20 protein-coding genes and 1 pseudogene are annotated in these 23,276 nt (G+C 69.2%); 17 read left to right on the top strand and 4 right to left on the bottom strand.

Going from position 1 to position 23,276, the window contains the following annotated elements; all coding sequences use genetic code 11:
- Positions 1 to 10: 10 nt before the first annotated feature.
- The gene (locus tag EZH22_RS01265) at positions 11 to 817 is read left to right on the top strand and encodes a TrmH family RNA methyltransferase (RefSeq protein ID WP_203194020.1); all 807 of its coding nucleotides are present in this window, start codon (positions 11 to 13) and stop codon (positions 815 to 817) included.
- Between the two features lie 6 nt (positions 818 to 823).
- On the opposite strand, the gene EZH22_RS01260 is transcribed toward EZH22_RS01265, so the two are convergent.
- Positions 824 to 1,540, bottom strand: a complete 717-nt coding sequence (locus EZH22_RS01260) for an MgtC/SapB family protein (protein ID WP_203196321.1) — start codon at positions 1,538 to 1,540, stop codon at positions 824 to 826.
- 142 nt (positions 1,541 to 1,682) lie between these two features.
- Here EZH22_RS01260 and EZH22_RS01255 point away from each other — a divergent pair, with 142 nt between their 5' ends.
- The 11 genes and pseudogenes from EZH22_RS01255 to nadC all read left to right on the top strand — a co-directional run bounded on the left by EZH22_RS01255 (position 1,683) and on the right by nadC (position 12,050).
- On the top strand, positions 1,683 to 1,847 hold the full coding sequence (locus EZH22_RS01255; protein ID WP_203196844.1) for a hypothetical protein: 165 nt from the start codon (positions 1,683 to 1,685) through the stop codon (positions 1,845 to 1,847).
- Between the two features lie 102 nt (positions 1,848 to 1,949).
- On the top strand, positions 1,950 to 3,377 hold the full coding sequence (leuC, locus tag EZH22_RS01250) for a 3-isopropylmalate dehydratase large subunit (protein WP_203194019.1): 1,428 nt from the start codon (positions 1,950 to 1,952) through the stop codon (positions 3,375 to 3,377).
- Between the two features lie 600 nt (positions 3,378 to 3,977).
- Positions 3,978 to 4,409 carry a metallopeptidase family protein gene (locus EZH22_RS01245; protein WP_203194018.1) on the top strand — a complete coding sequence of 144 codons (432 nt, stop codon included), beginning with the start codon at positions 3,978 to 3,980 and terminating at the stop codon, positions 4,407 to 4,409.
- A 78-nt stretch (positions 4,410 to 4,487) separates the two neighbouring features.
- Entirely contained in the window at positions 4,488 to 5,045 is a 558-nt protein-coding gene (locus tag EZH22_RS01240) for a cytochrome b (RefSeq protein ID WP_203194017.1), read from the top strand.
- Between the two features lie 189 nt (positions 5,046 to 5,234).
- Entirely contained in the window at positions 5,235 to 5,840 is a 606-nt protein-coding gene (gene leuD, locus EZH22_RS01235; RefSeq protein ID WP_203194016.1) for a 3-isopropylmalate dehydratase small subunit, read from the top strand.
- Between the two features lie 9 nt (positions 5,841 to 5,849).
- On the top strand, positions 5,850 to 6,506 hold the full coding sequence (locus EZH22_RS01230; protein ID WP_203194015.1) for a chemotaxis protein CheB: 657 nt from the start codon (positions 5,850 to 5,852) through the stop codon (positions 6,504 to 6,506).
- The gene (locus tag EZH22_RS01225) at positions 6,503 to 7,525 is read left to right on the top strand and encodes a two-component system response regulator (RefSeq protein ID WP_203194014.1); all 1,023 of its coding nucleotides are present in this window, start codon (positions 6,503 to 6,505) and stop codon (positions 7,523 to 7,525) included. The genes EZH22_RS01230 and EZH22_RS01225 overlap by 4 nt, the downstream gene beginning before the upstream one ends.
- Positions 7,526 to 7,640: 115 nt before the next feature.
- Positions 7,641 to 8,563, top strand: a pseudogene (locus tag EZH22_RS01220) (NUDIX hydrolase).
- Between the two features lie 58 nt (positions 8,564 to 8,621).
- Positions 8,622 to 9,632, top strand: coding sequence for a quinolinate synthase NadA (gene nadA, locus EZH22_RS01215; protein ID WP_203194013.1), 1,011 nt, complete (start codon positions 8,622 to 8,624; stop codon positions 9,630 to 9,632).
- Positions 9,629 to 11,173 (top strand): L-aspartate oxidase, encoded by a 1,545-nt coding sequence (locus EZH22_RS01210; RefSeq protein ID WP_203194012.1) that lies wholly within the window; start codon positions 9,629 to 9,631, stop codon positions 11,171 to 11,173. The genes nadA and EZH22_RS01210 overlap by 4 nt, the downstream gene beginning before the upstream one ends.
- Before the next feature lie 10 nt (positions 11,174 to 11,183).
- Positions 11,184 to 12,050, top strand: coding sequence for a carboxylating nicotinate-nucleotide diphosphorylase (gene nadC, locus EZH22_RS01205; RefSeq protein ID WP_203194011.1), 867 nt, complete (start codon positions 11,184 to 11,186; stop codon positions 12,048 to 12,050).
- Between the two features lie 192 nt (positions 12,051 to 12,242).
- Here the strand turns inward: nadC and EZH22_RS01200 are convergent, their stop codons facing one another.
- Positions 12,243 to 14,849, bottom strand: a complete 2,607-nt coding sequence (locus EZH22_RS01200) for a ligase-associated DNA damage response DEXH box helicase (protein ID WP_203194010.1) — start codon at positions 14,847 to 14,849, stop codon at positions 12,243 to 12,245.
- 118 nt (positions 14,850 to 14,967) lie between these two features.
- On the opposite strand from EZH22_RS01200, the gene ftsW reads away from it, so the two are divergent.
- The 3 genes from ftsW (at position 14,968) to murC (ending at position 18,815) form a co-directional block, all read left to right on the top strand.
- On the top strand, positions 14,968 to 16,161 hold the full coding sequence (gene ftsW / locus EZH22_RS01195) for a putative lipid II flippase FtsW (protein WP_203194009.1): 1,194 nt from the start codon (positions 14,968 to 14,970) through the stop codon (positions 16,159 to 16,161).
- 117 nt (positions 16,162 to 16,278) lie between these two features.
- A complete protein-coding gene (gene murG / locus EZH22_RS01190) occupies positions 16,279 to 17,406 on the top strand; it encodes an undecaprenyldiphospho-muramoylpentapeptide beta-N-acetylglucosaminyltransferase (RefSeq protein ID WP_203194008.1) in 1,128 nt (375 codons plus the stop codon).
- On the top strand, positions 17,403 to 18,815 hold the full coding sequence (gene murC, locus EZH22_RS01185) for a UDP-N-acetylmuramate--L-alanine ligase (RefSeq protein WP_203194007.1): 1,413 nt from the start codon (positions 17,403 to 17,405) through the stop codon (positions 18,813 to 18,815). Before murG ends, murC begins: the two co-directional genes overlap by 4 nt.
- A gap of 63 nt (positions 18,816 to 18,878) precedes the next feature.
- Here murC and EZH22_RS01180 read toward each other — a convergent pair whose 3' ends face one another.
- Positions 18,879 to 19,856, bottom strand: a complete 978-nt coding sequence (locus EZH22_RS01180; RefSeq protein ID WP_203194006.1) for an aminopeptidase — start codon at positions 19,854 to 19,856, stop codon at positions 18,879 to 18,881.
- A gap of 270 nt (positions 19,857 to 20,126) precedes the next feature.
- Here EZH22_RS01180 and EZH22_RS01175 point away from each other — a divergent pair, with 270 nt between their 5' ends.
- On the top strand, positions 20,127 to 20,891 hold the full coding sequence (locus tag EZH22_RS01175) for a GntR family transcriptional regulator (protein WP_203194005.1): 765 nt from the start codon (positions 20,127 to 20,129) through the stop codon (positions 20,889 to 20,891).
- Positions 20,892 to 21,044: 153 nt separating this feature from the next.
- Here the strand turns inward: EZH22_RS01175 and EZH22_RS01170 are convergent, their stop codons facing one another.
- A complete protein-coding gene (locus tag EZH22_RS01170) occupies positions 21,045 to 22,436 on the bottom strand; it encodes an aspartate aminotransferase family protein (protein WP_203194004.1) in 1,392 nt (463 codons plus the stop codon).
- A gap of 331 nt (positions 22,437 to 22,767) precedes the next feature.
- Between EZH22_RS01170 and EZH22_RS01165 the strand changes: the two genes are divergently transcribed.
- Positions 22,768 to 23,274, top strand: a complete 507-nt coding sequence (locus EZH22_RS01165; RefSeq protein ID WP_203194003.1) for a thioesterase family protein — start codon at positions 22,768 to 22,770, stop codon at positions 23,272 to 23,274.
- Positions 23,275 to 23,276 lie beyond the last annotated feature (2 nt).

Genomic DNA, 23,276 nt, shown 5'->3' with positions numbered 1-23,276 from the left:
CCTCGTCCCCATGATCGTGCCCGTCGCCGACGCCGACGACCCGCGCATCGCGGACTACCGGGCCGTGCGGGAGCGCGACCTCGTGGGCCGGCAGGGCCGGTTCATGGCGGAAGGGGAGGTGGTGCTCCGCCTTCTCGCCGCCCGTCTCGGCGCCGCGGGGGGCCACCGCCTCCTGTCCGTGCTGCTGTCGCAGGCGCAGGCGGAGCGGCTCCCGGACCTGGTGGCGCGCCTGCCGGACGACGTCCCGGTGTTCGTCGCGGGGCAGGCGGCGATGGACGCGGTGGTGGGCTTTCCCATCCATCGCGGCATCCTGGCGCTCGGGCAGGCCCGGCCGCTGCCGGAGCCGGGCGCGCTGCTCGACGCCCTGGGGCCGCGGGCGCTGGTGGTGGCGGCGCTGGGCCTCACCAACCACGACAATATGGGCGGCATCTTCCGCAACGCCGCCGCCTTCGGGGCGGACGCCGTGCTGATCGACGAGGCCTCGTGCGATCCGCTCTACCGCAAGGCCATCCGCGTCTCGGTGGGGGCGAGCCTCGTGGTGCCCTTCGCCCGGATGCCGGACGCGGCGGGGCTGCTGGACCTGCTGCGCGCGCGCGGCTTCGAGGTGGTGGCGCTGTCCCCGTCCGGAAGCGAGCCGCTCTCCCGCCTCGTGCGGCCGCCCCGCGTCGCGGCCTTGTTCGGCACCGAGGGACCGGGGCTGCCGGCCGCGGTGATGGCGCAGGTGCGCACCGTGGCGATCCCCATGGCCCCTGGATTCGACAGCCTCAACGTGGCGACCACCAGCGGCATTGTCCTGCATCACCTGGCGGGGGTGTGAGGAGGCTCACTCCTCGGTCGTGCTCTCCCAGGTGGCATGGCGCACGCCGGGCACGGCGGCGAGGCGGTCCGTCACCGCGTCGAGCTCGGCCGGGTTCACCGCCGTGCTCACCAGCTTCGCCACCAGCAGGGAGGTTCCGTCGGTGCCGGTGCCTTCCTCTACGTCACCCACCGGGTACTTGGCGGCTTCCAGCGCCTCTATGAGCAGGTCGCGCAGGTCGGCGAGGGCGGAGGCCTCCACGGTCAGCCGCACCTCGTAGCTCACCTCGGAGCGGCGTTCGTCGAGCGGGATCCGGTCGATGGCATTGGCGACGGGCCGCAGGATGGTGTTGCCGGCGATGATGATGAAGGTGATGAGCACGGCTTCGGCCAGCATGTCCGTGCCGGCGCAGCTGCCCACGGCAGCCGAGCACCACAGCGTCGCCGCCGTGTTGAGCCCGCGCACGTTGAGGCCTTCCTTCATGATCACGCCGGCGCCGAGGAAGCCGACGCCGGTGATCACGTTGGCCACCACGCGCATGGCGTCGGTGGGCCCGCCGAGGCGCGAAGCAAGGTCGGCGAAGGCGGCGGCCCCCACCGCCACCAGCACGTTGGTGCGCAGGCCCGCCGTGCGCTGGCGGTATTGCCGCTCGGCACCGATGAGGGTGCCGAGCACGAAGGCGGCCACGAGGCTCAGCACCGTGTCGAGAAAAGAAGCCGCATCGAAGGTCGCGATGAAGCGCACGTCGTCCCCCGCCATCCTGCCGAACCCGGCCCCTACCTCGCCGGGCGGCCGCGGCGGAGCAAGGGAAAAGATGGCGCGAAGACGTTTTCACGGTTCCGCGCGCCGGATTGTCGCGGCAGCGTGGAACTGATAAAAACCGGCCATGTTCGATGCGCGCGTGCCTTCTTCGATCCTGAGCCGGGTGGCCTTCTGCGCCGCCGGGCCGTTCGCGCGCACCACGATGGAATTTGCGGCGGTGCCGGATCACGTGCGCCTGCCGGGCCGCTTCTTCGGCCGCTTCACCACGGCCGCATCAGCCGTGCTTTGAGGCCGGACGCGCCCGCTTCGACGCCTTTCATCGCCATCGGATCATCGACATCGGACCGGCCCGCGCCATGCGCGCGCCGGCCTCTCCTCAGGACAGGACATCATGAGCGCACCCGCGAACGGCCCCCGCACCCTCTACGACAAGATCTTCGACGAGCACGTGGTTTCCCGGCAGGAAGACGGAACCTGCCTGCTCTATATCGACCGCCACCTGGTGCACGAGGTGACGAGCCCCCAGGCGTTCGAGGGGCTGCGCATGACCGGCCGCAAGGTGCGCGCGCCGCAGAAGACGCTCGCCGTGGTGGACCACAACGTGCCCACCACCGACCGCACCCTGCCCAACCCCGATCCCGAGAGCGTCGCGCAGATCGCGGCGCTGGCGGAGAACACGCGGGAGTTCGGCGTCGAATACTATGACGGGTTCGACAAGCGCCAGGGCGTCGTCCACGTGGTCGGCCCCGAGCAGGGCTTCACCCTGCCCGGCACCACCATCGTCTGCGGCGACAGCCATACCTCGACCCACGGCGCCTTCGGAGCCCTGGCCCACGGCATCGGCACGTCGGAGGTGGAGCATGTGCTGGCCACCCAGACGCTGATCCAGAAGAAGGCGAAGAACATGCGGGTCACCGTCTCCGGGCCATTGCCCGAGGGCGTGGGCGCCAAGGACGTGGTGCTTGCCATCATCGGCACCATCGGCACCGCCGGCGGCACCGGCTACGTGATCGAGTATGCGGGCGACGCCATCACCTCCCTGTCCATGGAAGGGCGGATGACGGTGTGCAACATGTCCATCGAGGGTGGCGCGCGCGCCGGCCTCGTGGCGCCGGACGAGAAGGCGTTCGAATATCTCAAGGGCCGTCCGAAGTCGCCGAAGGGCGCGGACTGGGACGCCGCGATGCGCTTCTGGCAGACCCTGCGCACCGACGAGGGCGCGCATTTCGATAGCGAGATCCACATCGACGGCGCCAACCTGCCGCCCATCGTCTCCTGGGGCACCAGCCCGGAGGACGTGGTCTCGGTGGAGGGTGTGGTGCCCGACCCGGCCCTGATCGCCGACGAGGGCAAGCGTGCCGCCAAGATCCGGGCGCTGGGCTATATGGGCCTTTCCGCCGGGACGAAGATCTCCGACATCACCCTCGACCGGGTGTTCATCGGCTCGTGCACCAACGGCCGCATCGAGGATCTGCGGCAGGCGGCGGCCATCGTCCAGGGCCACACCGTGAACCCCAACGTGTCCGCCATGGTCGTGCCCGGGTCGGGGCTGGTGAAGGAGCAGGCGGAGGCGGAGGGGCTGGACAAGATCTTCCTCGCCGCCGGCTTCGAGTGGCGCGAGCCCGGCTGCTCCATGTGCCTCGCCATGAATGCCGACCGCCTTTCGCCGGAGGAGCGTTGCGCCTCCACCTCGAACCGCAATTTCGAGGGCCGCCAGGGCTTCAAGGGGCGCACCCACCTGGTGTCGCCGAGCATGGCCGCGGCGGCGGCCATCGCCGGCCGCTTCGTGGACGTGCGCCAATGGCCCAAGGGCGCCTGAGGCGGGTTTGAGCGGAAGGCGCGAACGGTATCCGGGAGGGGCTAGGTCCCTTCCGGGTCGCCGCGCAGCGAAGCCCGGAACAGGTCAGCTCGCGCCGTCCGCCCGGACCAGCGCCGGCCTGCATTTCGCGCTTGCGAAAGCGACGGGCGCCTGTGGCAGGAAGGAAACGGGCCAGCCGAAAGGGCTGGTGTCGTCTTCACAATCGCGTGATCAAACGGCGTGCAGAGCGCACGCCGCCGGGGCGCCGGATCAGAAGATGAGGCCGATCACCGCGCCCGCGGTGGCGGCATTCGCCTCGTGAGGCGCGAAAAACGCAGCAATTCCAAGGATGGTCACCAAAGCGCCGGTGACTGCAAGCTTCCGCAGCATGGCCACTCTCCCAAGTCGTAGTCTGCGTGGTTAACGATGCAGACCCATTAAGAGTTCCTTAACCAAGACCTTCTGAACCCCGCTTGATGCTTGTGTTCAGAAAGTGTTCAGGAAACTCACGGCTGCGTGACGACTGAAAGGGTCCGGCGCGAGGGCGGCGCGGTCACGGCGCCGTGTTGGTGCGGCGCGGGATGGGGTGGTGGTATGGGCGTCTTCGGGGAGGGCGGCGGCATGTCGGGAAACAATGGCGGCGAGCGGACCAACTGGCGCGACCTGGAAGCGCCGACCATCGCCGAATTCGAGCGTCTCGCGGACGAGGCCTTCGCCTCGCTGCCCGCATCCTTCCGGGCGCTTTGCGAGGGCGTGGTGATCCGCGTCGAGGACTTTCCCACCGACGACGTGCTGGACGCCCTTGATGCCGAGACTCCGTTCGACCTTCTCGGCCTGTTCCAGGGCATCGGCCGCGCCCAGCAGGGGGCGGTGACCCACACCGGGCAGATGCCCAACATGGTCTTCCTCTACCGGCGGCCGATCCTGGACTACTGGGCCGATAACGAGGAGACCCTCGGCGATTTGGTCACGCACGTTCTGGTGCACGAGATCGGCCATCATTTCGGTCTGTCCGACGACGATATGGCCGAGATCGAGGAGCGGGCCAATTAACCGCAGGGAAGGCAGGGCCTTCGCGCTGGACCCGAGGGGCAAACTTTTTAGAATAACTCAAAACAAAGGAAGGCCCCCATGCCCACCGATCCCCAACTGTCGCGCTACGGCGCATCGCTGAGAGCCCTGCACTGGCTCACCGTTCTCTCCATCATCGTCGTCTTCGGCGTGACCTATCTGGAGAGCCTGTTCGCCCGGGGCGCTCCGGGCCGCGCGGCCGTGTGGTGGACGCACATCTCGGTGGGCCTGCTGCTGATCGCCCTGGTGGCGGCGCGCATCCCGGTGCGCATCCTCGGCAGGCACCCCGCTCCCTCGGCGCAGGTGAGCCGTCCGGTGCAGACCGCCTCCCATGTGATGCATGGGCTGCTCTACCTGCTGCTGATCGCGACGCCGCTCGTCGGCATCTATCTCGCCTTCCTGCGCGGCAATGCGGTGAGCTTCTTCTCGCTCTTCACCATTCCCTCGCCCATCCCGGTCGACCGGCCGACGGCCCGCCAGGTGCAGGAGGTGCATGAATGGCTGGCGAACGGGCTCGTCATCCTCGCCGTGCTTCACGCCGCCGCGGCGGCGGTGCACCATGTGGTGCTGAAGGACGACGTGCTCAAGCGCATGCTGCCGGAGCGTCTCGCGCGATGAGATGACGCCGGATTCTCGGCCCCGACCGGCACCGCGTTTCGCCCGCGGCGCCGGCTTTCGTGTCTGGGCAAGCGTGGATACGCCTGTTATGGAAGGTGAAACAGGCGCATTCCCCGGCCCCCGGCCGGTTCGCGCCACTGCTGTCCGAGGCAGGAAGCCATTCAAGACAAGCCGAGGCTGAAGGGTCCCATGGAGAAGTTCACCGTCCTTGAAGGCGTCGCCGCCCCGCTGAAGCTGGTCAATGTCGACACCGACATGATCATCCCCAAGCAGTATCTGAAGACGATCAAGCGCACCGGCCTCGGCACGGGCCTCTTCTCCGAGATGCGCTACAAGGACGACGGTTCCGACAATCCCGACTTCGTCCTCAACCAGCCGGCCTATCGTCAGTCGAAGATCCTGGTGGCCGGCGACAATTTCGGCTGCGGCTCGTCGCGCGAGCACGCACCCTGGGCGCTGCTCGACTTCGGCATCCGCTGCGTGATCTCCACGTCGTTCGCGGACATCTTCTATAACAACTGCTTCAAGAACGGCATCCTGCCCGTCGTGGTGTCCAAGGACGACCTCGACAAGCTGTTCGACGACGCCGAGCGCGGCGCCAACGCGACCTTGACCATCGACCTTCCGGCGCAGGAAATCCGCGGCCCGGACGGCGGCGTCGTGCACTTCGAGATCGACCCGTTCCGCAAGCGCTGCCTCATCGAGGGGCTCGACGACATCGGCCTCACCCTTGAGAAGGCGCCGTCCATCGCCGCCTATGAGACCGCCAAGGGCGCCGAACGCCCCTGGCTCTGAGGTCCGGCCGTGACCGGGCGCGCGGCGGCGGAGCCGTCCCGGGCGGTTGCCGCCTGGACGGCCAGCCCCGGCAGCCGTGACGCGGTCCGCCCCTCCGCGCCAGCCGAGCGGCTGGTGGTGATCGGCGGCTCGGCAGGAGGGCCCGCCGCCTTGCTGCGGCTCCTGCCCGCGCTCGACCCGGAACTCGACGCCGCCATTGCCATCGTGATTCATGTGGGCGCCGACAGTCCGGACCTGCTGCCGTCCATCCTTGAGGCAACGTCGGCGCTTCCGGTGAAACTTGCAACCGAGCGTCTTCCGGTTGTATCGGGTATCGTCTGTATCGCCCCAAGCGGCTATCATCTTCTTGTCGGGCAGGACAGGTGCTTCGCCCTCTCGGTCGATGAGAAAGTGTGTTTCTCGCGCCCTTCCATCGACGTACTGTTCAAGAGCGCGGGCGAGGCGTATCGAGGAGCCGTCGTCGGTGTCCTGCTCACGGGAGCGAGCAGCGACGGCGCCCAGGGATTGAAGCGGATCCGAGAGCTTGGAGGCTTGGCGCTGATTCAGGAACCGGCAGAGGCGGAGGTCGATACCATGCCGCGTGCGGCGCTCGAACAGGCGGGCGCGGACCTGTGCGCGCCGCTTGCCGCGCTGGCGGCGCGGATCAATGGATTCGGGCGGCGATGAGCACCGAGGATCTGCCAAAAATCCTCGTGGTAGACGACGTGAAGGCGAATCTCGCCAGCATGCGCCGCCTGCTCGCCTCGGTGAAGGCCGAGATCTTCGAGGCCCGTTCGGGCAACGAGGCGCTGGCGCTGTGCCTCGACCACCGGTTCGCGCTCATCCTGCTCGACGTGCAGATGCCGGACATGGACGGCTTCGAGGTGGCGTCCCTGCTCAACAACGACCCCTCCACCTGCGACATCCCCATCGTCTTCGTCACCGCGGCGTATCTTGACGACATCAACCGGCTGAAGGGCTACACCTTCGGCGCGGTGGACTACATCGCCAAGCCCATCAACGACGCCGTGCTGCTCTCCAAGGTGACGGTCTTCCTCGATCTGCACATCTCCAAGCTGCGCCTCAAGGCCGCCATGGAGGAACTGGAGAAGCGCAACCGCCAGCTCGAGGTGGAGATCGACGAGCGCCGGCGGGTGGAAAAGCAGATCCGCCACATGGCCACCCACGATGCGCTCACGGGCCTCGGCAACCGCATCTTGTTCGTGGAGCACCTCTCCCGCGCCCGCTCCCAGGCGGTGCGGCACAACCGTGCCTTCGCCCTGCTCTACATCGACATCGACGGCTTCAAGCAGGTGAACGACCAGCACGGCCACGGCATGGGCGACAAGCTTCTGTGCGCCATCGCCCAGAGGCTGAGGTCCAATTTGCGCCACGAGGACTTCGCCGTGCGCCTTTCCGGCGACGAGTTCGCCGTGATCATGGTGGACCTCACCGATGCAGCGGTGGCCCTCGACCAGGGGGAGCGGCTGTGCAGCGTGCTGGGAGAGCCCTACGTGCTGACCCATGGTGAGAGGACGGCGACCCTCCACGTCAGCGCCAGCATCGGCATCGCTCTCCATCCCGACCATGCGGACGACGAGGCGGAGCTGATCCGCCTCGCGGACACCGCCATGTACGAGGTGAAGCAGCAAGGCAAGGCCAGCGTCCGGTTCGCCACGCCCCGCCGGCCGGCGGTCGAGGCCTGAGCCAGGCGGGCGTCGGCCGCCGGCTGCATCTCACCCGCCGCTTCCGTCCGCGCGGCGAGGCGTGCTATCGGGAGGCACACCGCATCCTCCTCCGGTGGAGTCCCCCGGGAGCTTCATGACGAGCCCGTCGCGCGCCAGCCGATCCGTCGCCGTGGACCTCATCGCCGTGCTGGCGGCGGTCACCCGTGGCGAACCGCGGGTGATGACCGTGAAGGAGGCGAGCGCCCTCCCGTCCGGCCCGTTCGCCCTCGCCCACCGCTCTCTCCAGCAGGGCCTGCGCGACTGGGTGGAGCAGCAGACCCATCATCCGCTGGGCTATGTGGAACAGCTCTACACCTTCGCCGACAGGGATCGGGAGGAGCGCGGGGCGCGCACCATCTCCATCTCCTATCTGGGCCTCACCCGGGAGCAGGGCGCGGCGGAGGCAGGCTGGCGCAGCTGGTATGAATACTTCCCGTGGGAGGACCATCGGGCCGGCCCGCCGCCGCTGATCGCCAAGGTGCTGGGGCCGGCGCTGGACGCCTGGGCCGGCGAAGCGCCGGAGCCGACGGAGCGGAGCCAGCGGCGGCAGCGGGCGGCGGCGACCTTCGCGCTCGGCGGCGAACCGTGGAACGAGGAACTCACCCTGCAGCGCTACGAGCTGCTCTATGAAGCGGGGATCGTCTGCGAGCGGCTGCGCCGCGCGGACAAGGGCGAGGCCGGCGGCGCCGGGCGGCCCATGATCGCCGACCACCGGCGGATCCTCGCCACCGGGATCGCGCGGCTTCGGGCCAAGATCAAGTATCGCCCCGTGGTGTTCGAGCTGATGCCGCCCACCTTCACCCTGCTGCAGCTGCAACGCTGCGTGGAGGCCATCGCCGGCCGGACCCTGCACAAGCAGAATTTTCGTCGGCTCATGGAACAGCAGGACCTGGTCGAGGAAACCGGGGGACCACATCCGAAACCCTTGGGCGACCTGCGAAACTCTTCCGCTTCCGCCACGCGGTGCTTGAGGAGCGGGCTCTCTCCGGCACGAAATTGCCCCTCGCACGCTCTTGACAGAACTTATGCTCAGGATAAGCATATGGCCAACATATGCTCAAACTGAGTATAGACAATGGTTGGATACGCTCAAGCTGCCGCGCCTGCCGCCCTTAGCGGCGCCTTTGCCCGCACCGCCCCGCTTTACGAGCGGGTGCGACGGGTGGTCCCGCCCGCCGACTGGGCCTTCTTCGCCGACGACGTGGAGGCCATCCTCCGCCTGAAGCGCGAGCGGAACGCGGTGATCCTGGCGCACAACTACCAGACGCCGGAGATCTTCCACTGCGTCGCCGACATCGTCGGCGACAGCCTCGCCTTGGCACGGGAAGCCATGCGGGTGGACGCGGACGTGATGGTCCTCGCCGGCGTCTACTTCATGGCCGAGACGGCCAAGCTGCTGAACCCGGGCAAGACCGTCCTCATCCCGGATGCCGGCGCCGGCTGCTCGCTGGCCGATTCCATCACGGCCGAGGATGTGCGCCTCATGCGGCAGGCCTATCCGGGGCTTCCCGTCATCGCCTACGTCAACACGTCCGCCGCGGTGAAGGCGGAGGTGGACGTCTGCTGCACCTCGGGCAATGCGGCGCGCGTGGTCAAGTCCTTCGGCGTGCCCAAGGTGATCATGCTGCCGGACCAGTATCTGGCGAAGAACGTCGCCGCCGAGACCGGCATCGAGATCATCTCCTGGGCCGGCCAGTGCGAGGTGCATGAGCGCTTCACCGCCGAGGACGTGCGCGAGCTGCGCGCCGCCAATCCCGGCGTCACCGTGCTGGTGCACCCCGAATGCCCGCCGGACGTGGTGGCGGAGGCGGACTTCGCCGGCTCCACCGCCGCCATGAGCGACTATGTGGGCGAGAAGCGCCCGCCCCGCGTGGTGCTGCTCACCGAATGCTCCATGAGCGACAATGTCGCCGTGCATTATCCGGACATCGACTTCGTGCGGCCCTGCAACCTGTGCCCGCACATGAAGAAGATCACGCTCGCCAACATCCGCGCGGCGCTGGAAGGCAACCGGCACGAAGTGACCATCGAGGCGAGCGTGGCCGGGCGCGCCCGCGCCTCGGTGGAGCGGATGCTGGCGCTGTGACCGCGGCGCTCGAAGCCGTCGATGGCCGTCCCGTCATTGTCGGCGGCGGCATTGCCGGGCTGGCAACGGCACTGTTCCTGGCGCCGGAGCCCGTGGTGCTGGTCGCCCGCGCCCTCCTCGGCACGGACGGGTCGAGCCCGCTGGCCCAGGGCGGCATCGCCGCCAGCGTGGGGGCGGACGACGATGCCGGCCTCCACCTCGCCGACACGCTGAAGGCGGGCGACGGCCTGTGCGACCCAGCCGCCGCCCGGCGCATCCTCGCCGCCGGGCCCGACGCGGTGGCGGAACTGGAGCGGCTCGGCGTGGCCTTCGACCGGGCGCCGGATGGCACCCTCGCGCTGGGCCTTGAGGCCGCCCACAGCCGGCGGCGCATCGTCCATGCGGACGGCGACGCCACCGGCCTTGCTTTGGTGCGCGCGCTCACCGCCGCGGCGCGTGCCTGCCCGTCCATCACCGTGGTGGAGGCAGAGGCCCGGCGCATCCTGGTGCAGGATGGGGCGGTGGCGGGGCTCATGGTCGCCGGTCCGTCGGGCGGCGCGGTGCTGCGCACCCGCCGGCTGGTGCTGGCGACGGGCGGCGTGGGCGCGCTTTACGAGCACACCACCAATCCCGCCTCCTCGTTCGGGCTCGGCCTCGCGCTCGCCGCCGAGGCGGGGGCGGAGCTGTCCGACCTTGAGTTCGTGCAGTTCCACCCCACCGCCCTCGCCACCGGCGCGCGGCCGCTCGCGCTCATCAGTGAGGCGGTGCGCGGGGAGGGCGCGATCCTGGTGGACGGCGCCGGCCGTCGCTTCCTCGAAGCCGTGCCGGGCGCAGAGCTGGCTCCGCGCGATGTGGTGGCCCGCGCGGTATGGCGGGAGATCATCGCGGGACGGGACGTCTATCTCGATGGCCGCGCCAGCCTCGGCGCGCGCTTCGCCACGCGCTTTCCCTCCATCACCGCGGGGTGTCGGGCGGCCGGCATCGATCCGGCGACGGATCTCGTGCCGATCCGTCCGGCGGCGCATTACCATATGGGCGGCATCGCCGTGGACGCCGAAGGCCGCAGCACGGTTGCCGGGCTTTGGGCCGCGGGCGAGGTGGCCTCCACCGGCCTGCACGGCGCGAACCGGCTCGCCAGCAACTCGCTGCTGGAGGCCGTGGTATGCGGCCGCGAGGTCGCCCACAGCATCGCTGGGACCCCGGGCGGCGCCGCCGCGCGGCTCGGGACCGCCCGCCTGCCGCCGGCATCGGACCCCGCCGCCGCGCGGCCCATCGTCTCCCGCTTCATCGGCGTCACCCGTGACGCTTCGGGTCTCGAGACTGCCATTGCCAGCCTGCTGCCGTTGGCGAGGCGTGAGGGGCCCTGCGCCGCTCCGGCTCGGGTGGGCCTGATGATGGCGGTCTCGGCGCTGGCCCGCGAGGAGAGCCGCGGTGCCCATGCCCGCACCGACTTTCCCGCCACCGCCGCGGTGGCCCGGCCGGGACGCGTCACGCTCGCCGACGCGCTTGCACGGGCGCAGCGTTTCGCGGTGGCGGATCTTGCTCTCGCACTCTCCAGCTGACGGATATCCCATGCTTGCCGAAACGCCGGCCCTCGATCCGCTCCCCGAGCTGATGGTGGAGCCCATCGTCCGCGCCGCGCTGCTGGAAGACCTCGGCCGCGCCGGCGACATCACCACCGACGCGGTCGTACCCCCCGGCCACACCAGCCGGCTCGTGCTCACCGCCCGGCAAGCGGGCGTGGTGGCCGGGCTCGACTGCGCCCGCCTCGCCTTCCTCCTGCTCGATCCCGGCATGCGCTTCACCCGCCACGTGGCGGACGGCGCCGCGGTTGCACCGGGCGCGGTGCTGGCGGAGGTGGAGGGCTCATCCCGCGCCTTGCTGACCGGCGAGCGCACGGGCCTCAACCTCGCCTGCCGCCTCTCCGGCATCGCCAGCGCCACGGCCGGGCTGGTCCAGGCCATCGCCGGCAACCGGGCGCAGATCGTCTGCACCCGCAAGACCACGCCGGGCCTGCGCGCGCTGGAGAAATATGCGGTGCGCGCCGGCGGCGGGGCCAACCACCGCTTCGGCCTCGATGACGCGGTGCTGGTGAAGGACAATCACGTGGCCATCGCCGGCTCGGTCGCCGAGGCGGTGAAGCGCGTCAAGGCGCGCGCCGGGCACATGGTGAAGATCGAGGTGGAGGTGGACACCCTCGCCCAGCTCGAAGAGTTGCTCACGCTGGACGCCGACGCGGTGCTGCTGGACAACATGACCCCCGAGACTCTCGCCGAGGCCGTGCGCATGGTGGGCGGGCGCATGCTCACCGAGGCCTCGGGCCGGATCAACCGGGAGACGGCCCCGGCCATCGCCGCCTCCGGGGTGGACCTCATCTCCGTGGGATGGCTGACCCACAGCGCGCCGATCCTGGATATCGGGCTGGACTGGGCGGGGTAGGGGCGCTTTCGCCCGCCGCCACCGGGCGCCTCTCGCTGTCGTCAGCGTCTCTCTCCGCCGTCATCCCCCGGCTTGTCCGGAGGGATCCATGGCCGCTGGAGCGGTGCCCGGAGGTTTGGACGAACGGACCGGTGGATGCCCCGGACAAGCCGGGGCATGACGGCTGATCATGCGGCGCCCGCCACCCCTTCCTCACCCCATCGCCGCGCGCACCAGATCCTCTTCCGCTTCGGCCAGGAGCGCGTCGTTCGCTTCGCCACCCACACTCTCCTGGCCGATCTCCAGCAACACCGGCACCGCCAGCGGCGATACGTGGTCGAGGGGCTGGTGGACGATGCGCCCCTTGATGCGCGCCAGCATCTCGGCGAGCCGCTTCACGTCGAGCAGACCGGTGGCCGCATCCGCCCGCGCCGCGCGCAAAAGGAGATGATCCGCCTGGTGCCGGCGCAGCACGTCGTAGATGAGGTCGGTGGAGACGGTGACTTGCCGCGAGGTCTTCTCCTTGCCCGGAAAGCGCCGCTCGATGAGCCCGGCAATGACGGCGCAATGGCGGAAGGTCCGCTTCATCAGGGCGCTTTCCGCCAGCCATGCCTCCAGGTCGTCACCCAGCATGTCCTCGTCGAACAGGTCCGCCAGAGACAGCCGGCCCTGTCTTATGGCGAGGCCCATGTCGTCGGCCGCATAGACGGCGAGCGCATAATCATTGGCCACGAAGCCCAGGGGCTTCAGCCGCGCCCGCTCCAGTCGCCGTGTCAGCAGCATGCCCAGCGTCTGGTGGGCGAGACGGCCCTCGAATGGGTAGGTGACGAGGTAGTGGCGATTCCCCTGCTCGAAGGTCTCCACCAGCAAATCGTCGCGCCCCGGCAGGCGGGAGCGGGCGCGCTGCAGCTCCAGCCAGTCGCGCACCTGCGTCGGCAAGGCGGACCAGCGCTCCGGCGCGGCGAGGAGCGCGCGCACGCCGGCGGCGAGGAAGGTGGAGAGGGGGAACTTGCCCCCCGCGTAGGCTGGCACCCGCGGCTCCTTGGCGGTGGTGCGCGAGACATAGACCTCGTCCTCCACCAGCACCTCGTAGCGCAGGATCTCTCCGGCGAAGACGAAGGTGTCGCCGGGCACCATGGTCTCGACGAAATATTCCTCCACCTCGCCGAGCAGCCGGCCGCCGAAGCGCACGCGTCCCGCCACCCCGGTCTTCGGCGATCCGCGCGCCGAGACGAGGCGGACTTTGAGCATGGAGGCTTCCACGATGGTGCCCACGTTCAGCCGGTAGGCCTGGGCGATCATGGGGTTGGCGACGCGCCACAAGCCATCCTTGGTGCGGCGGATCTTGGCGTAGCGCTCATAGGCCCTGAGCGCATAGCCGCCGGTGGCGACGAAATCGAGGGCGGCGTCGAAGTCCGCGCGGGACAAGGCGCGGTAGGGCGCGGCCGAGCGCACCTCGGCGAACAGCGCCTCCGCGTCGAAGGGCGCGGCGCAGGCCATGCCGAGGATGTGCTGGGCCAGCACGTCGAGGGCGCCCTGGCGCTCGGGCGGGGTGTCCTGCGCACCCGCCTTCACCGCCTCCAGCGCCGCGCGGCATTCCAGCACCTCGAAGCGGTTGGCCGGCACCAGCACGGCGCGGGAGGGCTCGTCGAGGCGATGATTGGCGCGGCCGATGCGCTGCATGAGGCGCGAGGCGCCCTTGGGCGCGCCCACGTTGATCACGAGGTCGACGTCGCCCCAATCGATGCCGAGGTCCAGGGACGAGGTGGCCACCACCGCCTTGAGCTTTCCCGCCGCCATGGCCGCCTCCACCTTGCGCCGCTGCTCCACGGCCAGCGAGCCGTGGTGGAGGGCGATGGGCAGGTTCAGGTCGTTGATGCGCCAGAGCTCCTGGAACAGGAATTCCGCCTGCCAGCGGGTGTTGACGAAGGCCAGTGACAGCTTGTTCGCCGCCATCAGCGCGTAGATCTCGCCGAAGGCGTGCTGGGCGGTGTGGCTCGCCCACGGCATCTTCTGCCGGCTCTCCAGCATGGAGATGTCCGGCGCCGCTCCGCCCTGCGTCACCACCAGATCGGCCAGCGGCCCGGTGCCATCCTGCGGCACCAGGTAGCGGCGCAGGTCGTCGGGCTCGGCGACCGTGGCGGAGAGCCCCACGCATTGCAGGCCCGGCGCGATGGCCCTGAGCCGCGCGAGGGCGAGGGAGAGCAGGTCGCCGCGCTTGGAGGTGACGAGGGCATGCAACTCGTCCAGCACCACCCGCTTCAGCCCCGAGAAGAGATGCTCGGCGTCCTTGGAGGCGAGGAGCAGGGAGATCTGTTCCGGGGTGGTCAGGAGGATGTCGGGCGGATCGCGCCGCTGCCGCTGGCGCCGGGAGGACGGCGTGTCGCCGGTGCGGGTCTCGACGCGGATGGGGAGCTCCATCTCGGCGATGGGCGTCTCCAGGTTGCGGGCGATGTCCACCGCCAGCGCCTTCAGCGGAGAGATATAGAGCGTGTGCAGCGGCGAGGCCGTCGGCTCCGCCTGCCAGCGGGCGAAGGGCACCGGCGGGGCGGGGATGTCGCCGGCCGCGGCCGGGGCGGGAGCCGCCTTGGCACGGACGGCGCGCTTCGCCCGCCCCTCGCGCAGCTCGATCAGCGTCGGCAGGAAGCCGGCCAGCGTCTTGCCGGCGCCGGTGGGGGCGATGAGCAGCACCGACCGGCCGGCGTTCGCCGCGGCGACAAGATCAAGCTGGTGCGCCCGGGGCGTCCAGCCACGGGCACGGAACCAGCTGTCGAACGGATCGGGGAGAGGGGATGCCCCCTTGCGCTTTGCCTTGGCCACTCCGTGAAGATAGGTGCCATCCCGCGATTGTGCGATGGGCAGGGCGCCGCTCTTAATCGACCGTCAACCCTCCCGGACGCATGGTGCGGGAAATATCCCGTACCGGAGTTGTCGCCCCATGATGTCGCGCGCCGACCGCACCGTGCTCAGCGAGTGGTGGTGGACGGTGGACCGGGCGCTGCTCGCGAGCCTCGTCGGCCTTATGGTCATCGGCATCATCCTGTGCCTCGCGGCCAGCCCGGCCGTGGCCGCGCGCCTGTCCATCGCCGATCCGTTCCACTTCGTGAATCGGCAGGTGTTGTTCCTCGCCCCCGCAGTGGTGGTGATGATCGCCACGTCTTTCCTGTCGCCGCGCACGCTGCGGCGCCTGTGCATCGGCGTGTTCGCCCTCTTCCTCGTGCTGTTGCTGGCGACCCTCGTGGTCGGGCCGGAGGTGAAGGGCGCGCGGCGCTGGCTCACCATCGCCGGCATCACGGTGCAGCCCTCCGAATTCATCAAGCCGGCCTTCGTCATCCTCGCCGCTTGGCTGTTCTCCGAGAGCACCAAGCGGCCGGAAATGCCGGCGCAGCTGTTTGCCTTCGCCCTGCTCGGCAGCGTGCTGGCGCCACTGGTGAAGCAACCCGACTTCGGGCAGAGCCTGCTCATCTGCCTGGTGTGGGCCTCGCTCTTCTTCCTCGCCGGCCTGCGTTGGATCTGGATGGTGGGCCTCGTGGGCATTGGGGCCGGGGGCGGCGCGCTCGCCTACATGACCGTTTCCCACGTGCAGAAGCGCATCAACCGCTTCCTCAATCCGGATTCCGGGGACACCTACCAGATCGACGCGGCGCTCAACTCCTTCCGCAACGGCGGCTGGTTCGGGCAGGGCCCGGGCGAGGGCACCATGAAGCGCCTGCTTCCGGACGGGCATACGGACTTCGTCTTCGCCGTGGCGGGGGAGGAGTTCGGCATCATCTTGTGCCTCGTCATCCTCTCGCTGTTCGCCTTCATCATCCTGCGGTCGCTGTCGCGCGCCTCCAAGGAGAGCGACCCCTTCGCCCGCTTCGCCATCACCGGACTGGCGCTGCTGTTCGGGCTGCAAGCGGCCATCAACATGGCGGTCAACGTGCACATCGCCCCCGCCAAGGGCATGACGCTGCCGTTCATCTCCTACGGCGGCTCCTCGCTCATCTCCATCGCCTTCGGCATGGGGATGCTGCTCGCCCTGTCGCGCAAGCGGCCGGGGGCGGCGGCGCTGGCGGCGCTGACCGAGAAGCCGGCGCAGGAGGGCAGCGCCCGTGCGGTGGCGTCGGGGGCGGTGCCGGATCCGGCCTGAGGCCCGCCGGGCGCGGGGCGGGCAGGATCCGTTCGTGGAACGGCCGCATTGGCAGGGCAGTGACTGCGCGCGGCACGGCGAGCGATTCGCCCGGTCGCGCGGTCATCGAGGGGGAACGTGAGCGAGCTTATTCTCCTTGCCGCCGGGGGTACCGGCGGCCATCTGTTCCCGGCCGAGGCGCTCGCGGCGGTGCTCACCGCGCGCGGGATGACGGTCGATCTCGCCACCGACGCCCGCGCGGCGCGCTATGCCGGGCACTTTCCCGCCCGCGAGCTGCACGTGCTGCCCGCCGATACCGTGCGCGGCCGTTCCCCCGTGGCGCTCGCGCGCACCGGCTTCGCCCTCGCCACCGGCCTCGTCTCGAGCCTCGCGCTGCTGCGCCGGCTGAAGCCCGCCGTGGTGGTGGGCTTCGGAGGCTATCCCACGGTGCCGCCGCTCATCGCCGCCTCCCTCACGGGCGTGCCGACCCTGATCCACGAGGCCAACGGCGTCATGGGCCGGGCCAACCGCATGCTGGCGGGGCGTGTCACCGCCATCGCCACCGGCTTTCCCGGCCTTGCCAAGGCGAACCCCGCCCTGGAGCCCAAGGCGGTGTGGACCGGCAATCCGCTGCGCCCGGCAGCCGTGGCCGCCGCGGCCACGCTTTATGACCCACCGGTCCCCGGGGGCGCGCTGCGCGTCCTGGTCTTCGGCGGCAGCCAGGGCGCGCGGGTGATGTCCGATGTCGTGCCCGAAGCCGTGGAGCGGCTCGGGACGGACCTCAGGGCGCGTCTCCTTCTCGTCCAGCAGGCGCGCGAGGAGGACCTGGAGCGGGTGAAGGCCACCTATGCCCGGCTTGGCGTTGCTGCGGAAGTGGCGCCCTTCTTCGACGACCTGCCGGCGCGCATGGCGCAGGCCCATCTCGTCATCGCCCGTTCCGGCGCGGGCACCGTGGCGGAGCTGTCCGCCATCGGGCGGCCGTCCATCCTAGTCCCCTTGCCCCACGCCCTCGACCAGGACCAGGCGGCCAACGCCCGCACGCTGGGGGAGGCCGGCGCCGCCCTGGTGCTGCGGCAGGTGGAGTTCGATCCCGACCGGCTGGCGTTGGAACTCAACACCTTTGCCGGCGAACCCCAATCATTGACGCGGATGGCCGATCGGGCCAGAAGCCAGGGCGTGCTCGATGCCGCGGAGCGGCTGGCCGATCTCGTCCGGCACCTTGCGGGCAAGGGCGCGGTCGCAACCTTCAAGGGAAAACAGGCATGAAACTGCCGTCCGGCCTCGGCTCCATCCACTTCGTCGGCATCGGCGGCATCGGCATGAGCGGCATCGCCGAGGTGCTGCACAATCTCGGTTACGAGGTGCAGGGCTCGGACGTGGCGGAAAATGCCAACGTGAAGCGCTTGCGCGATCACGGCATCAAGGTGGTGGTGGGCCACCAGGCCTCCAACGTGGACGATGCCGACGTGCTGGTGGTGTCCTCCGCCATCAAGCGCGACAATCCCGAACTGGTCGCCGCCCGCGCCCGGCGCCTGCCGGTGGTGCGCCGCGCCGAGATGCTGGCCGAGCTGATGCGGCTGAAGAGCTGCGTGTCCATCGCCGGCACCCACGGCAAGACCACCACCACCTCGCTGGTGGCGACCCTGCTCGACGCCGGCAATTTCGACCCGACCGTCATCAATGGCGGCATCATCAACGCCTACGGCACCAATGCCCGCCTCGGCGACGGCAACTGGATGGTGGTGGAGGCGGACGAGAGCGACGGCACCTTCCTGAAGCTGCCCACGGAAGTCGCCATCGTCACCAATATCGACCCGGAGCACCTCGACCACTTCAAGACCTTCGACAAGGTGCAGGAGGCGTTCAAGGCCTTCGTGGAGAACGTGCCCTTCTACGGCTTCGCGGTCATGTGCATCGACCATCCGGTGGTGCAGGCGCTGGTGGGCCGCATCGAGGACCGGCGCGTCATCACCTATGGCGAGAACCCGCAGGCGGACGTGCGCCTCGTGGACGTGGACCTGAAGGGCGGCATCACCAAGTTCGGCGTCGTCTTCCGCAACCGGGCGGGAGAGACGGTGCACGAGATCCGCGGCCTGCGCCTGCCCATGCCGGGCAAGCACAATGCGCTGAACGCCACCGCCGCCATCGCCGTGGCGCACGAGCTGAAGGTGCCGGACGAGAAGATCATCGAGGCGATCTCCCAGTTCGGCGGGGTGAAGCGCCGCTTCACCCGCACCGGGGACTGGAACTGCGTCACCGTTTATGACGATTACGGCCACCACCCGGTGGAGATCGCCGCCGTGCTCAAGGCGGCGCGGGCGGCGAGCGAGGGACAGGTGATCGCCGTGGTGCAGCCGCACCGCTATACGCGCCTCGCCTCGCTGTTCGACGAGTTCTGCACCTGCTTCAACGATGCCGACCACGTGGTGGTGGCCCCCGTCTATACGGCGGGCGAGGCGCCCATCGAGGGGGCGGACCGGGACCACCTGGTGCAGGGCCTGCGCGCCCATGGGCATCGCTCGGTGACGGCGCTGGAGGGGCCGGAGGCCCTCGCGGGCATCGTGGCTGGCTTGGCCAAGCCCGGAGATTATGTGATCTGCCTCGGCGCCGGCTCCATCACCCAGTGGGCCTATGCGCTTCCCGGCGAGCTTCAGGCGCTCAAGCCGGCAGCGTGAGGTGATGCGGCCCGGTGGGCGCCTCAGGGACGCCGGCCGAGCCATTTCCCGTGCAGACGACGATCAGACGAGGACCTCGCGGTCCTTCAGCACCACCTTGCCGTCCACGGTGACGATGGGGTGACGGATGACCAGGTCCACGTGGCCGACCGCGCGGATGCTGCTGCCGAAGGTGATGCCGTTGCCGATGCCGAGGTGCAGGGTGCCGAATTCGCCTTCATCCTCGAGCTCGACGCCGCGGCCGATGCGCGCCTTCGGGTTGAGGCCGACGCCGAGTTCCACGTGGCAATACATGTTCTCGTCGCCATAGGACTTCAGCAGGTCGGCGAGCTTGCGGCCGTCTTTCGTGGCGGTGTCGATGTCCACGATCCGCCCGTCCTTGAGGGTGATCTGGAACGGATCCAGCACCTCGCCGCCCGGCACCACCGCGCCGTCGATGATGGCGATGCCATTGGTGGAATGCTCTACGGGGGAGACCGCCGTCTCGATGCAGGGCGGCGGCGAGATGGTGCCGGGCTTGTGGCAGATGCCGGTCTGCGGCACCGCGTGGCGGCCGCGAATGTCGAGGGTGAAGTCGGTGCGCCCGTCATTGCTGGTGACGCGCACGCTCTCCCCCCGCTCGAAGGCGCCGGACAGGCGCATGATGATCTCCGCCTGCTTGACGAAGTCGATGTCGAGGCTCCCGTCCAGGAACATCTTTTCCTGGCAGCCCGGAAAGAAGATGAGGCGCGCGCCGGCGTCGCTCGCGGCCTTGCGCGCGCTGGTGTGGTTCACCGAGAAGGTGGTGGGGGCGACGATGGCGTCCGCCGCCTTCATGGCGTCGGCGACGACCTTGGGCAGCTCCTCGCCGTGCCGGGTGCGCGGCTTCATCACCATCAGGAAGGTGTCGGCGCCGCGCTCGATCCCGGCGAGGGTGAACAGGTTGCCGACCGCCAGGTTGTCGGCGTCGGTCAGGACGAGCAGCTGTTCTCCCGCCCGGATGGCGAGACAGCTGTCGAGGATGTTTCCGATGGAACGCATCATGGCCATCTTCTCGATCATCGCTTGCCTTCTCCGCCTCTCCGGGATGCCGACGTACCATAAAATTGTATACACTCGACAATGTGCGAGTCAACGCTGGCGCGGGGATTCCAGGGGGCGAGGCGCGGTCTGGACCGTTTCAACTGCAGATGTACACTGGCAAGATGCGGGCGAAGGTCCCGAAAGCGATTCGGGCGGGCAGGGGAAGCGCGAAGGTCATGCCAGTACAGGCCATGTCGGGACAGGCCGGATCCATGTGGAGCGCACGGGCGCTCGCGCGGTGGCGGACCGATGCGCGCTAGCAGGCACCTGCAGCCGGTGGCGCCGGTCCGCAGCCGCCCCGCCAGCCGGCTCCCGGCGACCCCCGAGCCGGACATCACGCTACCGGACGTGCTCGGCTCGGAAATCGCCAACATTCTCGAGCGGCGGATCATCTATCTCGACATCGCGCCCGATGCCCGCGTCACCGAGCAGGAGGTCTGCGACGAGTTCAACATCTCCCGCTCGCCGGTGCGCGAGGCCTTCCGGCAGCTGGAGGCAACCGGTCTCGTGGTCCGCCTCGCCCGGCGCGGCATCCGGGTGAAGGAGCTTTCCGTCGCCGACCTCGACGACATCTATGCCTGCCGCACGCCGCTGGAGGGCATCGCCTCCGGCCTTGCCGCCAAGCGCGCCACGAAGGAGGACCTCGCCACCATGCAGGGCCACCTGAAGGCCATGCAGGCCGCCCTGAAGGCGGGCAACGTGCGCGAGTTCTTCCTCCACAACGTGGGCTTCCTCACCTCCATGCACGAGGCCGCCGGCAACAAGATGCTGGTGCGCATCCTCTCGGTGATCGAGAAGCAGGCGATGCGCTACCGCTATCTCGCCCATATCGAGGACGAGACCATGCTGGCGCTGGTCCACCAGGGCCTCACCGAGGTCTATGCCGCCATGGTCGCGCGCCAGCCCGCCAAGGCGAAGGCGGCGCTGGTGCGCACCATGATGCAGGCGCAGAAGACGATCCGCGGCGTGCTGCGCCGCCATCCCATGACTTTGGGCGCCGCCGCGGACGACTGAGGACGCGGGATTGGCTCCGGCGCATGCTCTTCCTTGGTCTTAGGGGCGGATTCGACCTGATCGGTGAATCCGCCTGATCAAAGAGTCGGGGTTCGACCTGCTCGCGGCAGACTGCTCGCGACAGATGGGATCCACCTGTCGCGGTCGAGCCCTTTAGGCGGCGGGTGCCGCGCGGGTCTTCACCCACGTCCAGGTCTCGTCCAGCGCGGCCCCGAAGCGGTCGAGGATCAGCCCGATCTGGTCGGCGGTGATGATGAGGGGCGGGCAGAAGGCGAGCGTATCCTCGATGGCCCGCAGGATGAGGCCGCGCTCCTGCGCCCGCGCATGGAGATAGGCGGCCACCTGGCCGGGAGGATCGAACTTCGTCCGCTGCGCCTTGTCGGCGACGAGCTCGACCCCGGCGATGAGGCCGACGCCGCGCACCTCACCCACCAGGGGGTGATCGGCAAAGCGGGCGCGCAGGCCGTCCTGCAGGACGGGAGAGATGGCGGCAGCGTGGGCGATCAGGCCGCGTTCCTCGATGATCTTGAGGTTTTCCAGGGCAACAGCCGTGGCCACGGGGTGGCCGGTGGCGGTGAAGCCGTGGCCGAACGCCCCGATGCGGTCGGAGTTGTCGGCGATGACCTGATAGATCTTGTCGCTCAGCATGATGGCCGAGAGCGGCATGTAGGACGAGGTGAGCTGCTTGGACAGCACCATGAAGTCCGGGGCGATGGCATAGCGGTCGCAGCCGAAGGGCGTGCCGAGGCGGCCGAATCCGTTGATCACCTCGTCCGCCACCAGCAGCACGTCGTGGCGCCGGCACACCGCCTGGATCTTCGTCCAATAGGTGTCGGGCGGCACCATCACGCCGCCGGCCCCCATCACCGGCTCGCCGATGAAGGCCGCCACCGTTTCCGGCCCCTCCCGCAGGATGGTCGCCTCCAGCTCGTCCGCGAGGCGGGTGGCGAACGCCTCCTCGGTCTCGCCGGGAAGGGCGTTGCGGTAGTGGTGCGGGCAGGTCACGTGCAGGAAGCCGGGGAGCGGCAGGTCGAAGTCCCGCTGGTTCGTCGGCAGGCCGGTGAGGCTTCCGGAGACGACCGTGATGCCATGATAGGCGCGGTGACGGGAGATGATCTTCTTCTTGTCGCGCCGCCCGAGGGCGTTGTTGTAGTACCAGATCATCTTCACGACCGTGTCGTTCGCTTCCGATCCGGAATTGGTGAAGAAGACCTTGGTCAGTCCCTCCGGCGTCATCTCCACCAGGCGCTCGGCCAGCTCGATGGCCGGCGCGTTCGATTTGTGCGAGAACGTGTGGTAATAAGGAAGGGCCGCCATCTGCCGCGCGGCAGCCTCCATCAGCCGCTTTTCACCGAAGCCGAGCGCGACGCTCCACAGGCCCGCGAGCCCCTCGATATAGGCCTTTCCCTGGTCGTCATAGACGTAGATGCCCTCGCCGCGCGCGATGATCATCGGGCCCTGCGCTTCGTGCCGGCGGGCGTTGGTGTTGGGATGAAGCAGGTTGGCGACGTCACGCACGTGCAGCGAGTTGGACTGATCGGTCATCGGGGGCTCCTGCGGATGCGCCGCGCGCTCACTCGGGAAGGGAAACGGACGCGCAGCCCGGGCTGGGCAGGTCCGGTGGATCAACCAAAACAGATGGTATCCATCCGTTTCGAAAAGTTGATCCGCCAGACCAAAGACTTGTGGTTCGCCCGGCTTGCGACAGAGGGGTTCCACCTGTCGCGGTCGAACCACTAGGCGCATCCGGCTCTCGGGGCAACATCCCGCATCCGGCGCGATCTTGCCGGAAGGGATCTTGCCGGACGCGGGGAGTGGACATGGTCTTGGCCAAATTTGTATACAATAGACGAAAATGTCAATGTCGGAGCAGCTTATGTCGGCCCCTGAATGCGTCGTGAGCCATGCGGTGGTCGAGCCGCACTGGATCGATTTCAACGGACACATGAACTATGCCCACTACGTGGGCGCGTTCGATGCCGCCTCGGACGTCCTCATCGCCGCCCTTGGCCTTGGTCCCTCCTATCGTGAGCGCACCCACCGGACAATGTACGTGGTCGAGGCCCATCTCACCTATGATCGGGAGGTGAAGGAGGCCGATCCGCTGGAGATCCACAGCTTTCTCGCCGGCGCCGACGACAAGCGGCTGCATCTGTACATGCGCATGTACCACGCCACCACGCGTGCGCTCGTCGCCACCAACGAGCTGTTGTGCCTGCACGTGGACCAGAGCGGGCCGTCCGTCCGCGCCGTGGTCTTCACGCCGCAGCAGGTGGCGGTGATCGCCGCCATGGCCGCGGCGCACGCCCCGGCGGTGCGCGACTTTCCGCTGGGCAAGGGCATCGGTCTCAAGGGCCGGCGGCGGGGGGACGCCGACGCCTGAGG

This window comes from Xanthobacter dioxanivorans, assembly GCF_016807805.1.
Lineage (GTDB): Bacteria > Pseudomonadota > Alphaproteobacteria > Rhizobiales > Xanthobacteraceae > Xanthobacter > Xanthobacter dioxanivorans.
The sequence above is the reverse complement of the archived record's forward strand: the minus strand, read 5'-3'. Positions and strand labels throughout refer to the sequence as shown.

Coding starts and splice junctions, on each gene's coding strand:
- EZH22_RS01265 (WP_203194020.1), top strand. CDS start 11: ATGATCGTGCCCGTCGCCGACGCCGACGACCCGCGCATCGCGGACTAC.
- EZH22_RS01255 (WP_203196844.1), top strand. CDS start 1,683: ATGTTCGATGCGCGCGTGCCTTCTTCGATCCTGAGCCGGGTGGCCTTC.
- leuC (WP_203194019.1), top strand. CDS start 1,950: ATGAGCGCACCCGCGAACGGCCCCCGCACCCTCTACGACAAGATCTTC.
- EZH22_RS01245 (WP_203194018.1), top strand. CDS start 3,978: ATGTCGGGAAACAATGGCGGCGAGCGGACCAACTGGCGCGACCTGGAA.
- EZH22_RS01240 (WP_203194017.1), top strand. CDS start 4,488: ATGCCCACCGATCCCCAACTGTCGCGCTACGGCGCATCGCTGAGAGCC.
- leuD (WP_203194016.1), top strand. CDS start 5,235: ATGGAGAAGTTCACCGTCCTTGAAGGCGTCGCCGCCCCGCTGAAGCTG.
- EZH22_RS01225 (WP_203194014.1), top strand. CDS start 6,503: ATGAGCACCGAGGATCTGCCAAAAATCCTCGTGGTAGACGACGTGAAG.
- nadA (WP_203194013.1), top strand. CDS start 8,622: ATGGTTGGATACGCTCAAGCTGCCGCGCCTGCCGCCCTTAGCGGCGCC.
- nadC (WP_203194011.1), top strand. CDS start 11,184: ATGCTTGCCGAAACGCCGGCCCTCGATCCGCTCCCCGAGCTGATGGTG.
- ftsW (WP_203194009.1), top strand. CDS start 14,968: ATGATGTCGCGCGCCGACCGCACCGTGCTCAGCGAGTGGTGGTGGACG.
- murC (WP_203194007.1), top strand. CDS start 17,403: ATGAAACTGCCGTCCGGCCTCGGCTCCATCCACTTCGTCGGCATCGGC.
- EZH22_RS01180 (WP_203194006.1), bottom strand. CDS start 19,856: ATGATCGAGAAGATGGCCATGATGCGTTCCATCGGAAACATCCTCGAC.
- EZH22_RS01175 (WP_203194005.1), top strand. CDS start 20,127: ATGCGCGCTAGCAGGCACCTGCAGCCGGTGGCGCCGGTCCGCAGCCGC.
- EZH22_RS01170 (WP_203194004.1), bottom strand. CDS start 22,436: ATGACCGATCAGTCCAACTCGCTGCACGTGCGTGACGTCGCCAACCTG.
- EZH22_RS01165 (WP_203194003.1), top strand. CDS start 22,768: ATGTCGGCCCCTGAATGCGTCGTGAGCCATGCGGTGGTCGAGCCGCAC.